Genomic DNA, 14,365 nt, shown 5'->3' on the forward strand with positions numbered 1-14,365 from the left:
CAACGCGCAGGCCAGAAGTCTGCCGCACATACGGGGAGCAAGCAGATGAAAAAGATCGCCGCCGCCGGCGTGGTCGCCGCCATGACCTTTAGTGAATTCGGAGCGTCAGCAGGCGCGCAGGACTTCTATCCCGGCGACCGGGTCAGCGGCGATCATTTCGCCACCCGTTCTCCCGTCACCGCGACGAACGGCATGGCCGCCACCGCTCACCCGCTGGCCACACAGATCGCGCTGGACGTGCTCAAGGCTGGCGGCAATGCGGTGGACGCCGCCATCGCCGCCAATGCGGCTCTGGGACTGATGGAGCCCACGGGCAACGGCATAGGCGGGGACATCTTCGTCATCGTCTATGACCCCGAGACGCGCCAGGTCTATGGCCTGAACGGCGCCGGCCGCTCGCCGATGGGGCTGAGCTATGACGAGGTCGTGGAGATTGTCGGCGAAGACGGCGCCATTCCGCCGCTTGGCGCCATGCCTGTCTCCGTGCCGGGCACGGTGGATGGCTGGTTCGCCCTGCACGAGCGTTTTGGCGAAATGCCGATGGCCGACGTCCTCGCCCCCACCATTCATTACGCGCAGGAGGGTTTCCCCCTCACCCAGACCATCGCCTATTACTGGGACCGCAACATGACCATCCTCGAGAACCGGTTCGCGCAGGACCAGTTCGAGGAGTTCGACAACGCCCGCGCCACCTATCTGACCGAAGACGGCGACGCGCCGCTTGAGGGCGAGATTTTCCGCAATCCGGATCTGGCGAACACCTTGCAGCAGATCGCCGAAGGTGGCCGTGACGCGTTCTACGAAGGTGAGATCGCGCGCACCATCGACGCCTATATGCAGCGCATCGGCGGCTGGATTCGCTATGAGGATCTCGCCAACCATCGCTCGGAATGGGTGGACCCGGTCAGCGTCAATTATCGCGGCTATGACGTCTGGGAATTGCCGCCCCAGGGCCAGGGCATCGCCGCCCTGCAAATGCTCCAGATCCTTGAAGACTATGATCTGGCGAGCATGGGCTATATGAGCGCGGACGCCCTGCATGTTCAGATCGAAGCCAAGCGTCTCGCCTTTGAAGACCGGGCGCGCTTCTATGCGGATCCCGACTTCGCCCCCGCCCCGGTCGAGGCGCTGCTGAGCGAAGCCTACGCTGATCAGCGCCGCGCGCTGATCTCCATGGAGCAGGCGATGCAGAGCGTCACCCATGGCGATCCGGCCATTTTGGAAGACGGCGACACCACCTATCTGACGGTGGCGGACGGGAACGGCATGATGGTGTCGCTGATCCAGTCCAATTTCCGCGGCATGGGCTCAGGCCTGGTGCCGGACGGCCTGGGCTTCATGTTCCAGGACCGCGGCGAGCTGTTCAGCCTTGATCCCAATCACCCCAATGTCTACGCGCCGGGCAAACGCCCCTTCCACACCATCATCCCCGCCATGATCACCCAGGACGGCGATGGCGTGATGAGTTTCGGCCTGATGGGCGGCGGCATGCAGCCGCAGGGCCATGTGCAGATCGTCTCCAATATCATCGACTTTGGGCTCAATGTTCAGGAAGCGGGCGACGCCGCCCGCTGGCGCCATGAAGGCTCGACCTCTGAAACCGATGATGCGGGCGAAACTGCAGGCGTCGGCGTCGTGCATCTGGAAAGCGGCGTGCCTTCAGAAGTCCGCGCCGCGCTGGAAGCGCGCGGCCACGTCATCGGCGATAGCGATGGCGGATTCGGCGGCTATCAGGCCATCTGGCGCGATCGCGAAACCGGCGTCCTCTATGGCGCCAGCGAGATGCGCAAGGACGGAAACGCTCAAGGGTATTAAGCCTTTGAGCGTAGATGAACGGCGGGGCGAAAACGCTTTCAGTCCCGGTTCAGGTTGGAGGCTTCATAGACTGAGGCATACTCTGATCTGGTTGTTAGGAGACTGAAATGCGTTTCGCCCCTGTAATGCTCGCCGCGCTGGCCGGACTGGTCGTGACGGCGGATCTGGCGGAAGCCCAGCGCAATGGCCGCGGCGATCGCGGCGATCGTCAGCGGGGCGCCAGCATCACCCTTTATGACGCGCCGAATTATCAGGGCCGGTCCGTGGTGATCGATTCTGACGCGGAGAACCTCGACTGGGTGAACTTCAACGACATGGCCAGCTCCATCCGCGTCAGCGGCGGTCAATGGGAAGTCTGTGTCGACGCCAGCTATCGCGGGTCCTGCCAGGTGATCGATTCCGATCTGCCGAACATGACCCAATGGGCGTTCAACGACCGCATCAGCTCGATCCGCCCGGTTCATGATCAGGGCCGTCGCGGCCGCACGCGCGACAATGGCGTCACCCTGTGGTCCGGCACGAACTTCACCGGCCGCAGTGTTACCCTGATCGAGCCGGTAGGAAATCTGAGCCGGCTGGGCTTCAACGACGCCGCCCAGTCCATCGAGGTGCATTCAGGCGACTGGACCTTCTGCCAACATGATGACTTCGGCGGGCGCTGCGTGGAAGTCGATCGCGATGTGCGCAATCTGGGCGTTCTCAACCTGAACCGCGAGATCACCTCCGCCACCAATCAGCGCATCCCGCGCGATGACGACAATTATGGCGGGCGCCCCGGCTATGGCTCCAACCGTGTGGATGGCGGCGTGCGCGGCGTGGAGACGGTCTTCTTCGCTGAACCCACCATCAACGGCTATGCGGTGTCCGCGTGTGAACGCGGCGGCTATGGCCGCTGCGGACAAAGCGCCGCCGATGATCTGTGCCGGGCCAGCGGGATGAACCGCGCTGTCTATTACGGCACGGTGCGCGCTCGGGGATCGGTCTGGTCGCTCGATGAGCGCCGCACGACCCAGGGCCGTGAAGCGCTGGCTGACGTGCTCTGCGTTCGCTAGACACACACCGGTCTATCAAGACAAACCCCGGCGCTCAGCGCCGGGGTTTTTTGTGTCCGCTATCAGGTCAAAAGCCTCAGGCGCCCGCGCGCTGGAACGGATAAAAACCCGAACCCAGCCCCAGAATGCCCGTCAACGCATCCAGAGCGGCACGGCTTTCCGCCACAAGCGCCGGATCGCCCAAATCGCTCGGCGCCAGCGCTTCGCGGTAATGGGTCTCCGCCCAAGCCGTCAGAGCCGCATAAAGCGCGTCATTCATCATCACCTTGGGATTGACTGACCTAAGCTCGTCTTCGGTCAGCACCACCCGCAAGCGCAAGCAAGCCGGGCCGCCGCCATTGCGCATGGACTGGCGAACATGCGCGAACTTCACGGCGCCGATTGGGCCGTTGCCCGCCACCATATTGGCGCAATAGACATTGGTGGAATCCGTCTCTTCGGTTTCGCTGGGCGCCAACAAAACCTGACGGTCGACGCCCGGCATGATCAGAAGCTGGGAGTTGAAGATATAAGAGGTGATCGCATCGCCGAGCGGCACTTCAGCGTCGGGCACTTCCATAAAGATCGGGTCGAACAGACCGTCCGCAGCTTTGCGGATGGCGTCGAGCGCCGCGGCTTTGTCCTCGAAGGCATGCTCATGAAAGAACAGCACCGGGCCGGTTCCCACACACACCACGTCATTATGGAAGGCGCCGGCGTCGATGGCTTTGCGCGACTGGCGAATGTGCACCGTGCGCTCAGACTTCAGGCCATGGCGCCGCTCAACCGCTTCGCACGCTTGCAGGGTTTGCCGCGCGGGGTATTTGCCCGCCCAGGCTTCAAAGGCGTCGCGGCCATGAACGAAAATCTCGACGCCCTGACCGCCATGCTCGGCGCACAGGCGCACATGATTGGCCGCCCCCTCATCCGCGAAAGCAGACTGGTAAGGCAAGGTCTCATGGACGGCGAACCGGCTTGGATCGGGAAAGATCGCGGACAGCGCCCGCCGGGTCTGCTCGCCCTCGATGGATCGATGCAGCGCCGTCAGAAGGTTCGCAGGCGTGAAATGCACACACCCGTCTGATGTGTCGGCGCTTGGACTGACCGTCGCGGCGTTCGCCGCCCACATGGAGCTGGCCGACAACATGTTCAGCGCCAGCGCCGGTTGCGCCTTGTAGGCGGCTTCCCAGATCGCGCCGTCGCTGGCGCCCGAGAACCCCAGCGCTCTGAGTTGCGGAATGTAAGGACGTTCCTGCGGCGGCAGAACGCCCTGGACCAGGCCCGCATCAGCCAATGATTTCGCCTTGGCCAAGCCTTCCAATACGCCGGCGCGCGGGGCGGCGATGGAGCCTGAGTTCTTCGCGCTGGCCAGATTGCCCGGCGCAAGCCCGCCATAATTATGGGTCGGCCCGACCAGACCGTCGAAATTGGCTTCCACCGCCGTCATGACTTACAGCCCTTTCACCGGCATTTTCTCCACTGTCGAAGCCGCCTGGGTCGCCACCGGATAAGCGACATAATCCGCCGCATAATACGCGCTCGGACGCAGATTGCCCGACTGGCCCGGCCCGCCGAACGGCATGGAGGACGCGGCGCCCGGCGTGGGGCGGTTGCGATTGACGATGCCGGCGCGGCTGCCCGCCCAGAACCGCTTCCACAGCGTTTCTGAGTCTGACACCAGCCCGGCCGAGAGGCCATAGGCGGTGTTATTGGCTTCTGCGAGGGCGGCTTCAAAACTGTCCGCACGGCGCACCTGCAGAAGCGGACCGAAGACTTCCTCGTCCGGCGTGGTCACGCCGTCCACATCCAGAAGGCCCGGGCTGACAAAGGCGTCGCCCAGCGCCATGCGTTCGGATTTGACGATGGGTTTCGCGCCCAGCGCGATCAGGTCGTCCTGCGCCTTGAGCACATGGCTCGCCGCTTGCGCGGAGACCAGCGGCCCCATGAAGGGCTCGGGATCGGCGTTCCAGACATTGACGCTGAGCTTTTTGATCATCTCTACCAGATGATCGACCACCTGATCACCCGCCGCGCCTTGCGGCAGGATCAGGCGACGCGCGCACGAACAGCGCTGGCCGGCAGTGATATAGCTCGACAAGACGGCGATCCGGGCGGCGGCTTCCGCGTCCGCAGCGTCCCACACCACAAGCGGGTTGTTGCCGCCCATCTCCAGCGCCAGCTGGATGCCGGTGCGACCGGCGAATTTCTTGTGAATGAAGGCGCCCGTATTCCAGCTGCCGGTGAACAGCACGCCGTCAAGATCAGGATCGTCCAGCGCCGCCGCGCCGGTCTCGCGCGCGCCCTGCACAAGGTTCAGAACGCCGGCGGGCAGGCCCGCCTTCTCCCAGCACTGCACCATGAACTCGCCCACAGCCGGGGTCAGTTCAGACGGTTTGAACACGATGGTGTTGCCCGCCAGCAGCGCCGGAATGATATGGCCGTTCGGCAAATGACCGGGGAAATTATACGGCCCCAACACGAACATCACGCCCAGAGGCTTGTGATCGAGCACAGCCTCGCCGAACTCGGTTTCGGTGACCTTGCGGCCTGCGCGCTCGTCATGAGCCTGAATGGACACGCCCACCTTCGCCGCCATGGCGCCGGCTTCGCCCTTGGTCTCCCAGAGCGGCTTGCCGGTCTCGCGGCTGATCAGCTGGGCGATATGGTCGGCTTCCGCCTTGACGATATCGCCATAGGCCTGAACCACAGAGCGGCGCTCGTCATATGAGGTCAGCGCCCAGTCTTCAAAAGCGGTGCGTGCGGCGGCGAAGGCTTGCCGGACGCTCTCGGGCGTGGCGCTGGAGCCGGTCCAGACCGTCTCGCCGTCCGCAGGGTTGATGGAAACGATGTCAGCGCCGCCGCCAGACACCCACTGCCCCGAGATAAATGCGGAATGCGCCATCAGCTTAGCTCCTTCGTCCATAGACGTACGGTGTCCCCCGCGCTGGCCTTCAGCGCCCGGGTTGCGTCGGCATCCAGAGACACAGCGTCGCCTGTGACGCTGACTTCTGCATGCACGCATCGAAAATCAGGCATTTGATTGTTGGAGACCAGCGCCCGGATCCGCTCTGAACCCGGCGCACTGCCCGCCACAGTCATCAGGCGGCTATCCTTGATGGTGCGCACATCGTCAGTTTCGCAACTGACCAGCGGCCCGCCGTCAAAAATGTCCACATAGCGATCATAGCGGAAGCCCTCATCCTCCAGAAGACGCAAGGCGTTGGCGCCATGGGGATGGGTCTTTCCGATCACCGCCTGGACCTCGCCGGGCAGCAAGTCGAGAAAGATCGCGCTACGCGGCATCAGGTCCAGGATGAACTGGTTGTCCGTGGAAGCCGACAGGGAATCCGCCTCTTCGAACGTCATACGAAAAAACGGCCGCGTGACATGTTCGTAGAAAACAGACTCCCCCGCCTCGTCCACCACGCCGCGCAACTCAGACAAGATGCGCGCGCCAAAGCGAGACCGGTCTGCGGCCACCAGCATGTACCGGCATTGAGAGGTGAGGCGCCCGGCCCCCGAACCGCGCAGGGCGTCGCTGACGAACAGCGACCCCACTTCGGTGCAGCCGGCGAAATCATTCACCAGCAACATGGCGTCCATATCAAAGCGACGCTCCGCTTCCTTGGACGACTGGGCGATAGTGAAAATCTTGAAGTCGAAATAGGGCTTCTTCACCCCCACTTCCGCCTTCACTGCGGCGGTGCCGTAAACCTGACCCGTCACGTCATCTTCCAGCATCAGCTGGTAGACGCAGTCTGACCGGTCCGGCAGCTTGCCTTCAAACGCCTGTTCAGACTTCAACAGCTTGGCGTGCAGCGCTTCGTCATCAAGCGACAGGCTGGTAAAGCCAGGGCCAGCAGCCCTCGCCAGGTCGACAAATGCGGCATGGTCGTCAGACCGTGCGGCGCGCACCACGAGCATGGCGCGTCCCCCTTTTTACTTTACTTATCCCGCCGGACTGAGCGCGCGGGCGTCTGATGCGTTGAACCGTCCCCGGGCGAACTGCATCAACATCACCGCTGACAATTGCGCGCGCTCCACAAAGCTCGAAAGCTTGGCGATCTCGCGGTCAGAGTGAATGTCGGCGCCGCGAACCCCCAGCGTATCCACATTCGGACAGCCAGACGCCCACAGATTATTGCCTTCGCAAACACCGCCCGTATCGGCCCATTTTATGTCTAGACCTATGGCCTGTCCCGCAGTGCGCGTCCAGTCGAACATGCGCTGATTGGCCGGACTCATCGGCTTGGGCGGACGCGTGAACCCGCCATGCAAATCCGCCGTGATCCCGTCGCGTGCATCGGCTGCGCGCACCAGTTTCTCGATCTTGGTCTTGGCCCATAGGGCGTCATCTTCCGTCTTCACCCGCACATTGAAACGGCAGATGCCCAGATCCGGCACCACGTTCGGCGCTCCACCCCCATCAATGCGTGAGACGTTGAAGGTGATGTCGGGGCGCTGACCATTCAGCAGATCCAGTCCGCGGGCGAACTCCGCCGCTGCGACGATGGCGTTGCGTCCCAGATGGTGTTCACGGCCTGCATGGGCGGCGCGGCCGCGGCACCGGAGCGAGAAATTGCCCGAGCCCTTGCGGGCGCCGGCCAGCGAGCCATCCGCCAGCGCGGGTTCATAGGTCATGCCCACATGCGCCTTGGCGCCGAGATCCATCAGCACCGGCCCCGAACCCAGAGAGCCGATCTCTTCGTCCGGACTGACCAGAACGTCATAACCGATCTGGCTCGCCCAGGGGCTGCGCTCCAACGCCAGAAGCGCGTGAAGCATGACCAGAAGGCCGCCCTTCATGTCCGCCACGCCTGGCCCGTTGAGGGTGTCGTCATCAAGGAGGCGCCAGTCTTCAAACCCGCAGCCCTTTGGAAACACCGTGTCATGATGGCCCGTCAGGACAATCCGCACTGGCGCTTCGGGACGTTTGGAGACCTTCATGGAGGGCGTGTACGGCACCTCCTTGATGTCGCCATCAAGCTCCACCGTCGTGGACGGCTTCAGCTCGACCGCGCTGACATCGCCCTCAAGCTCGGAAAACGCGTCGGACAAAACAGACCGCATGGTCTCGAGCCCGTCGAGATTGCGGCTGCCTGAATTGATCCGCGACCAGGCTTTGACCGTGTCGATCATGTGATCGCCCCGGCTTTCAACCCAATCGAGAATCTTGCGTTCGTCCTGGTCGAGGGAGATGTCAGTCATGGCCGTCCTTCTGGTTTAGACCTCTGCGAGGGCCTGTTCGAAATCAGCGATCAGATCGTCAGGGTTCTCCACGCCGATCGAGACCCGCACCATGCCCGGATCAAAGCCCAACCGTTCCTGGAGATCCGGCGCTACAGCGGCGTGCGTGGTGCTGCCCGGATGACAGATCAGGGTTTCAGTGCCGCCGAGCGACACGGCGAGCTTGGCGACCTTAAGCGCATTGAGCATGCGGAAAGATGCCGCCTGGCCGCCTTCTACGTCAAAGGCGAAGGTCGAGCCATGCATGTCGCCTGACTGACGCTTGTGCACGTCGTAATCGCGCGACCCTTCTTCAAGGAACCCCAGATACCGCACACGCTTCACCTTGGGGTGGTCGCGCAGATACTCCGCCACCTTGCGCGCGCCCTCAAAGGCGGCGCGCATGCGCAGCGTGACCGTCTCCAGAGAGCGGGCCAGCATCCAGCACGTGTGCGGATCGAGATTGGTGCCGATGCCCGAGCGCAGCTTGCGCACGGGCAGCATCAGATCAGATGCGCCCAGAGCCGCGCCGCCGATCAGGTCAGAATGACCGCCGATATATTTGGTCAGGGAATAGACGACGATATCGCCGCCCAGCTCCAGCGGCTTGTGGCCGATCGGTCCCAGAATGGTGTTGTCCACCACCACGGGCGGGCGATGTCCCTGACGCTCGCCAATCTCATCGGCGAGTTTCGCCATGAGCTGAAGATCAACCACTTCATTGGTCGGGTTGGTCGGCGTCTCGCAATACAGAACCGAAATACGGCCCTGTTTCATGGCGACGTCCACGACCTTGCGGATTTCGTCTTCAGACGCGCCGGCGAAAAAGTCAGCGCTGGAAATGCCATATTGCGGCAGGATCGAACGGATCAGGGTCTCCGTCCCGCCATAAAGCGGCGTGGACTGCAAGACCACGTCGCCGGCTTTCGAATGCGCCATCAACACCGTGGAAATGGCGCCCATGCCCGACGAGAACACCAGCGCGTCCTCGGCGCCCTCAAACACCGCCAAGCGGTCTTCCAGCACTTCCATATTGGGATTGTTGAACCGCGAATACAGAAGGCCGGCGGTTTCCGGATCGCCCGCTTCTTTCTTGCCGCCCATGATGCGGAAGTAAGCCGCGCCCTCTTCCGCCGTCGCAAAGGCGAAGGTGGACGTCAGAAACACCGGCGGCTTGATGGAGCCCTCTGACATTTTCGCGTCAAAGCCATAGCTCATCATCAGGGTTTCAGGGCTCAGCGCGCGGTCGCCCAGCGCACGTTTGCGATAAGGGGTGTCCGGCTTGCTCATGGGCCAGTCCTTCTGCAAGACGCCCGGACGCGAAGGCACGGGCGTTCAAATCGAAAAATGTGATGGCAGGTTCTTGCGACGCGTGTTCCGCGCGGTCAACCCGCCGAGGGCGACCAGCCCCAGCCCGGACGCTCACAGACGCGAGATGCTGCAGCGCAATGAAGGCGCCCCCGTGAGGGATGTCCTTGCCGCCCTGACCCTTTGCTCAAAAGAAAACGGCCCGGCGCATGAAGCGCCGGGCCGCAATCTTTCGCCAGTGCGATAGACCTAGTTGAGGTCGATCATCACTTCAGCGCGACGGTTCAGCGGCTCACGCACGCCATCCGGGGTCTCAACGGCCGGGCGGCTTTCGCCGAAGGCGTCGAGAGAGATGGCGGACGACGGAACGCCAAGGCGCACCATTTCGTCGCGAACCGCACGAGCGCGGCGTTCGGACAGGCCGACATTGTAGGAGGCTGCGCCCGAGCGGTCAGCGTGACCGTCGATGTTCACAGACGCCACACCACATTCGCGAGCCTGGTTGACAGCTTGGTTGATCACCGCAGCAGCCTGGCTGGAGATCTCGGAGCGATCCCAAGCGAAGTAGACCACGAAGCCAGCGTCGTCACACACCGGCGCCGGAGGCGGCGGAGGCGGCGGCGGAGGCGGCGGGGGCGGCGGAGGAGGCGGCGGGGGCGGCGGCGCTGCAGGCTCCGGAGCGGAGAACAGATAGCGCAGGCCGATCCAGGCCTCGTGACCACCAACGCGATCCAGCTCCAGATTCGGAGCGTAATCGGTGTCGCCGTAACCGAAGTAGCGATACTCGGTGTCCAGGGTCAGGTTGCGAGCCAGCTCCCAACCGATACCAGCGATCAGCTGATAGCCGAGCGCCGCGTCAGAATCGTCAACGGTGACGAAGTTGGAAGACGCGTTGAACGTACCGGTGTCCCAGCCAGCTGCGGAAATCTCGGACTGAACCCAGCCCAGACCACCACCGATATAGGGGGTCCAGAAGGATCCGGTGTCGAAATCATAGATGAGGTTCAGCATGCCGGACCAGACTTGGAAGTCCGAGCTGCTGTTCTCAAAATTGCCGACGGCGCCAGTGTCGTTGAAACGGTGAGCGAGCTCACCTTCCAGACGCCAGTTGTTGTTCCACTGGTAACCCAGGGCCAACTTTTCGCGGATATCGCCAGCGCCTTGAATTTCACCATTCAGGCTGCCAGAGACGTCTACGTCGCCCGGCGCGCCATAACCCAGCGCGCCACTGACGTACCAACCTTCATCCGCGACCGCCATGGACGGCGCGGCGAGGATGGCCCCGACGGCGACTGCCGAAAGAAGCTTTGTTTTCATCCTATCCCCCTCCGGGCGGAGAACGCCCTTCGTGTGAGCATTAAGTTTAACACAGGCCCCAACGCATCAAGATGCGCTCCAGTTCCATGTCACGCTCATCGATACCTGATTTAGTTTCACAACACCACTGGCATTGTAGTGAAATCAGGCCTCTCAGCGCACGATTGAGCGGTCCCGGAGGCTCTGTATTTCATTTTCAGTCAACCCGAGGCGTTCTTGCAACACCTCAGACGTGTGTTCCGCGAAACGAGGCGGCGCTTTTCGGTATTGCGGCCCGGTCTCTGAAAGCCGCATGGGATTCGCGATCATCGGCGCATCACCGACCCCGGTCATCGGCAAGGTGAAAGCCAAGTTTCGAGCTTGCGCTTGCTCATGGCCAAACACTTGGTCAAGCGCCAGAATCGGTCCGCACGGAACCCCGGCCTCATGCAAACGCTCCATCCAGTGAGCTGACGTCGCCGCATTCAGGGTGAGCGTGATGTCCGCAACCAGAACCTCCCGATTGGCCACCCGGTCCGCGTTACGCATGAAACGCGAATCAGTCGCCCAGTCAGGCCGTCCCAACGCCTGTGCGAAAGCCTGAAACTGGCCGTCATTGCCTACAGCCACAGCTATGCGGCCGTCAGAGGTCGGAAAGTCCTGATAGGGAACAATATTGGGATGCGCGTTCCCCTGGCGGCCGGGTGTTTTTCCCGAGACGAAGAAATTCGCCGCCTGATTGGCCAGCATCGCCGCCTGCACATCAAACAACGCCATGTCGATATGCTGACCGCCCTGCCCTTTCGTTCGGGCCAGGAGCCCCGCCATCACGGCGCCGGCCGCATATACGCCGGTGAACAGGTCCACCGCCGGCACCCCCACCTTCATGGGCGCGTCCTCGCCCGTGACACTCATCAGTCCGCCCATGGCCTGGATGAGAAAATCGTAGCCGGGCTGGTCTTTCCAGGGCCCGGTCTGGCCAAAGCCCGTAACCGAGCAATAGACGAGATCGGGATTGACCGCTTTCAGGCTGTCATAGTCCAGGCCGTATTTCTTCAAGCCGCCGGTTTTATAGTTTTCGATCACCACATCGCTGTCTGCGGCCAGCTTTTTCAACATCGCCTGGCCTTCGGGCTCAGCGATGTTCACGGCGATCGAGCGCTTGTTGCGGTTCGCACAGAGATAATACGCCGCGTCGGCGTCCTGTCCGCCCTCATCTTTGAGAAACGGCGGTCCCCAGCGCCGCGTATCATCGCCTGATTTGGGATTTTCGACCTTGATCACATCCGCGCCGAGGTCTCCCAGAATTTGAGCGCACCATGGGCCCGCCAGCACACGCGAAAGATCCAGAACGCGAATATGAGATAATGGCGCAGGGCTCATGGACAGATCCTTGTGGGCGGAAAAAACAGCTGAGGTCTGGGCTACCCCCGCGCCTGCGCCAGCGCAAGCAGCCCTTGCGTATTGCTCCCGCTCTCCCGCCGCCTAGCCTGCCCGTCATGGCGCACAGCGATTCGACCCTTTCCCCGCAGCTCGATCAGGCCCGTCAAACCATGGCGGAGGTGTTCGGCTATCACGACTTCCGGCCCGGACAGGCCGAGATCATCGACAGCGTCCTCAAAGGCCGCGACGTGCTGGCGGTGATGCCTACGGGCCGCGGCAAATCCATGTGTTTTCAATTACCCGCTCTGCTCAGAGGCGGGCTGACGGTCGTGATATCTCCCCTGATCGCCCTGATGCGCGACCAGGTCAGCGCACTGCAGGCCGTGGGCGTGAACGCCGCCGCCCTGACGTCCACCGATGAAGCGCAGGACCGCGAAGCAGCCTGGCGCGCACTCGATGACGGCAGCTTGCGGCTGTTATACATGGCGCCCGAACGCATGGCGGTTCCTGGCCTTGCGGAACGGCTGGGCCGGGCGGGCCTGTCGATGATCGCTGTGGATGAAGCCCATTGCGTCTCGCAATGGGGCCATGATTTCCGTCCCGATTATCTCAGGATCTCGGAGTTCGCCCAGGCTGCGGGCCGGCCACAAATCGCCGCCTTCACCGCCACCGCTGACGCTGCAGCGCGGCGCGACATCGCCGGTCGGTTGTTCGAGCAGGCCCCCGACGAATTCGTTTCCGGCTTTGATCGCCCCAACCTGCACCTGGCCGTCGGCGCGCGGCGGTCCGGCGCCGCCCAGATCATCGACTTCGTCAAGGCGCGGCCAGAACGGGCGGGCATCATCTATTGCTCCAGCCGGAAGGCGTGCGACGATATCGCCGCCAAGCTGCAAGCCGAGAACATCTACGCCCTGTCCTATCATGCAGGCTTTGACGCCCAGACGCGCAGCTTCCGACAGGACGAATTTGTCAAGGGCGACGGCGTGGTGATGTGCGCCACCATCGCCTTCGGCATGGGCGTGGACAAACCTGACGTGCGCTATGTCCTTCACGCCGCCCTGCCCAGCTCCATGGAAGCCTATTACCAGGAGATCGGGCGCGCCGGACGCGATGGCGACCCGGCGGATACGCTCATGCTCTGGTCATTGTCTGACGCCGCCTTGCGCCGTCGCCAGATCAATGAAGGCGACTCGGACGAAGAGCGAAAGCGCATGGAGCTGCGGCGCCTGTCCGCGCTGATCGCCTATTGCGAAGCCCCCCAATGTCGGCGTCAGACCCTGCTGGGTTATTTTGGCGACGAGATTGAGCCCTGCGGGCATTGCGATCTGTGTGATGATCCGCCCAAGCTGATTGACGGGCAGGTCCTGGCGCAAAAAGCCATGTCGGCGATCGCCCGGACGGGCCAGCGTTTCGGCCTGGAGCATCTGATCAGCGTTCTGCGCGGCCTGAAAACCGACAAGGTGATGGCGCGGGGCCATGACGCCCTGCCCACCTTCGGCGTCGGCGAAGACCTGTCCAAGGACCAATGGATGAGCGTCTTTCGTCAGCTCTTCGCCTCCGGCGCCATCGATCAGCCGATCGATGGTCATGGCGAATGGATCATCACCCCCAAGGGCAAGCAGATCCTGTTCGGCAAGCTTCCGATCAAGTTGCGTCCGCCGGAGGAACAACGCGGCGTCCGTTCGTCCCGGGCCCGCCCCAGCGACGCCGCCGACCAATTATTATCCGAGGCTGATCGCGCCCTTTATACTGCACTGCGCAAAAAACGTCTGGAGCTCGCCAAGGACTCCGGCAAACCCGCCTACACCATCTTCGCTGACCGGACCCTGATCGAAATGGCGGCCAGCAAACCGCGAACCGCGGAAGACATGTCACATGTCTTTGGTGTCGGCGCCCGCAAGCTCGAGCGCTATGGCGCCGAGTTTCTTGCCGTGATTGAAAACGAGCTCTAGACACTCTTTTGGCGAGAAAATAGCGGATTGCGGGCACTCATGTGCTCGATAGTCAGGAATTGGTGCACGATAGACGAGCAACAGCGATCTGCTTGTCCGCATATTTTTTATTCTCTTTGACCAAAGTCCTAGCCGTCTGGAACCGTGCACATGCGGCCTCGGGGTCGTCTCTAAAACTAGAAGGCGGGCTGGTCCCGCCTTTTTTTCTGCTTTCAAATCCAGATTTGTAATCAGGGCGACTGTGGCTTCTTCGCCATAGAACTCTGATGCGCATCAAAAAGTTTTCACTTTTTTGTTGCGACGCAGCAAGCGCTCTGCAAAGGTTTTGTTAACGACAGACGCAGCTCAAGCTGC

10 protein-coding genes are annotated in these 14,365 nt (G+C 62.4%); 3 read left to right on the top strand and 7 right to left on the bottom strand.

Annotated features, from left to right (window positions below; translation table 11 throughout):
* Positions 1-81: 81 nt before the first annotated feature.
* Positions 82-1,815 (top strand): gamma-glutamyltransferase, encoded by a 1,734-nt coding sequence (ggt, locus tag G405_RS0101780; protein ID WP_407667927.1) that lies wholly within the window; start codon positions 82-84, stop codon positions 1,813-1,815.
* 107 nt (positions 1,816-1,922) lie between these two features.
* Entirely contained in the window at positions 1,923-2,867 is a 945-nt protein-coding gene (locus G405_RS17065) for a beta/gamma crystallin-related protein (protein ID WP_084683384.1), read from the top strand.
* Positions 2,868-2,943: 76 nt separating this feature from the next.
* Here the strand turns inward: G405_RS17065 and astB are convergent, their stop codons facing one another.
* The 7 genes from astB to G405_RS0101825 form a co-directional block, all read right to left on the bottom strand.
* Positions 2,944-4,293, bottom strand: coding sequence for an N-succinylarginine dihydrolase (gene astB, locus G405_RS0101790; RefSeq protein ID WP_022699780.1), 1,350 nt, complete (start codon positions 4,291-4,293; stop codon positions 2,944-2,946).
* Between the two features lie 3 nt (positions 4,294-4,296).
* The gene (gene astD, locus G405_RS0101795) at positions 4,297-5,748 is read right to left on the bottom strand and encodes a succinylglutamate-semialdehyde dehydrogenase (protein WP_028284467.1); all 1,452 of its coding nucleotides are present in this window, start codon (positions 5,746-5,748) and stop codon (positions 4,297-4,299) included.
* The gene (locus tag G405_RS0101800; protein ID WP_022699782.1) at positions 5,748-6,770 is read right to left on the bottom strand and encodes an arginine N-succinyltransferase; all 1,023 of its coding nucleotides are present in this window, start codon (positions 6,768-6,770) and stop codon (positions 5,748-5,750) included. The genes astD and G405_RS0101800 overlap by 1 nt, the downstream gene beginning before the upstream one ends.
* A gap of 24 nt (positions 6,771-6,794) precedes the next feature.
* Positions 6,795-8,054, bottom strand: a complete 1,260-nt coding sequence (locus tag G405_RS0101805; RefSeq protein ID WP_022699783.1) for a hydrolase — start codon at positions 8,052-8,054, stop codon at positions 6,795-6,797.
* Between the two features lie 15 nt (positions 8,055-8,069).
* Positions 8,070-9,362, bottom strand: a complete 1,293-nt coding sequence (locus G405_RS0101810) for a cystathionine gamma-synthase family protein (protein WP_022699784.1) — start codon at positions 9,360-9,362, stop codon at positions 8,070-8,072.
* Positions 9,363-9,629: 267 nt separating this feature from the next.
* Entirely contained in the window at positions 9,630-10,697 is a 1,068-nt protein-coding gene (locus G405_RS0101820; RefSeq protein WP_022699786.1) for an OmpA family protein, read from the bottom strand.
* Positions 10,698-10,850: 153 nt separating this feature from the next.
* Entirely contained in the window at positions 10,851-12,059 is a 1,209-nt protein-coding gene (locus G405_RS0101825) for a CaiB/BaiF CoA transferase family protein (protein ID WP_022699787.1), read from the bottom strand.
* A gap of 116 nt (positions 12,060-12,175) precedes the next feature.
* On the opposite strand from G405_RS0101825, the gene recQ reads away from it, so the two are divergent.
* Positions 12,176-14,011 carry a DNA helicase RecQ gene (gene recQ, locus G405_RS0101830; protein WP_040704883.1) on the top strand — a complete coding sequence of 612 codons (1,836 nt, stop codon included), beginning with the start codon at positions 12,176-12,178 and terminating at the stop codon, positions 14,009-14,011.
* Positions 14,012-14,365 lie beyond the last annotated feature (354 nt).

This window comes from Oceanicaulis alexandrii DSM 11625 (assembly GCF_000420265.1).
Lineage (GTDB): Bacteria > Pseudomonadota > Alphaproteobacteria > Caulobacterales > Maricaulaceae > Oceanicaulis > Oceanicaulis alexandrii.

Bases quoted from the DNA above. Each gene is read 5' to 3' on its own strand.
- recQ (WP_040704883.1), top strand. From the start codon at position 12,176: ATGGCGCACAGCGATTCGACCCTTTCCCCGCAGCTCGATCAGGCCCGT.
- ggt (WP_407667927.1), top strand. From the start codon at position 82: ATGACCTTTAGTGAATTCGGAGCGTCAGCAGGCGCGCAGGACTTCTAT.
- G405_RS0101810 (WP_022699784.1), bottom strand. From the start codon at position 9,362: ATGAGCAAGCCGGACACCCCTTATCGCAAACGTGCGCTGGGCGACCGC.
- G405_RS0101805 (WP_022699783.1), bottom strand. From the start codon at position 8,054: ATGACTGACATCTCCCTCGACCAGGACGAACGCAAGATTCTCGATTGG.
- G405_RS0101800 (WP_022699782.1), bottom strand. From the start codon at position 6,770: ATGCTCGTGGTGCGCGCCGCACGGTCTGACGACCATGCCGCATTTGTC.
- astB (WP_022699780.1), bottom strand. From the start codon at position 4,293: ATGACGGCGGTGGAAGCCAATTTCGACGGTCTGGTCGGGCCGACCCAT.
- G405_RS0101820 (WP_022699786.1), bottom strand. From the start codon at position 10,697: ATGAAAACAAAGCTTCTTTCGGCAGTCGCCGTCGGGGCCATCCTCGCC.
- G405_RS17065 (WP_084683384.1), top strand. From the start codon at position 1,923: ATGCGTTTCGCCCCTGTAATGCTCGCCGCGCTGGCCGGACTGGTCGTG.
- astD (WP_028284467.1), bottom strand. From the start codon at position 5,748: ATGGCGCATTCCGCATTTATCTCGGGGCAGTGGGTGTCTGGCGGCGGC.
- G405_RS0101825 (WP_022699787.1), bottom strand. From the start codon at position 12,059: ATGAGCCCTGCGCCATTATCTCATATTCGCGTTCTGGATCTTTCGCGT.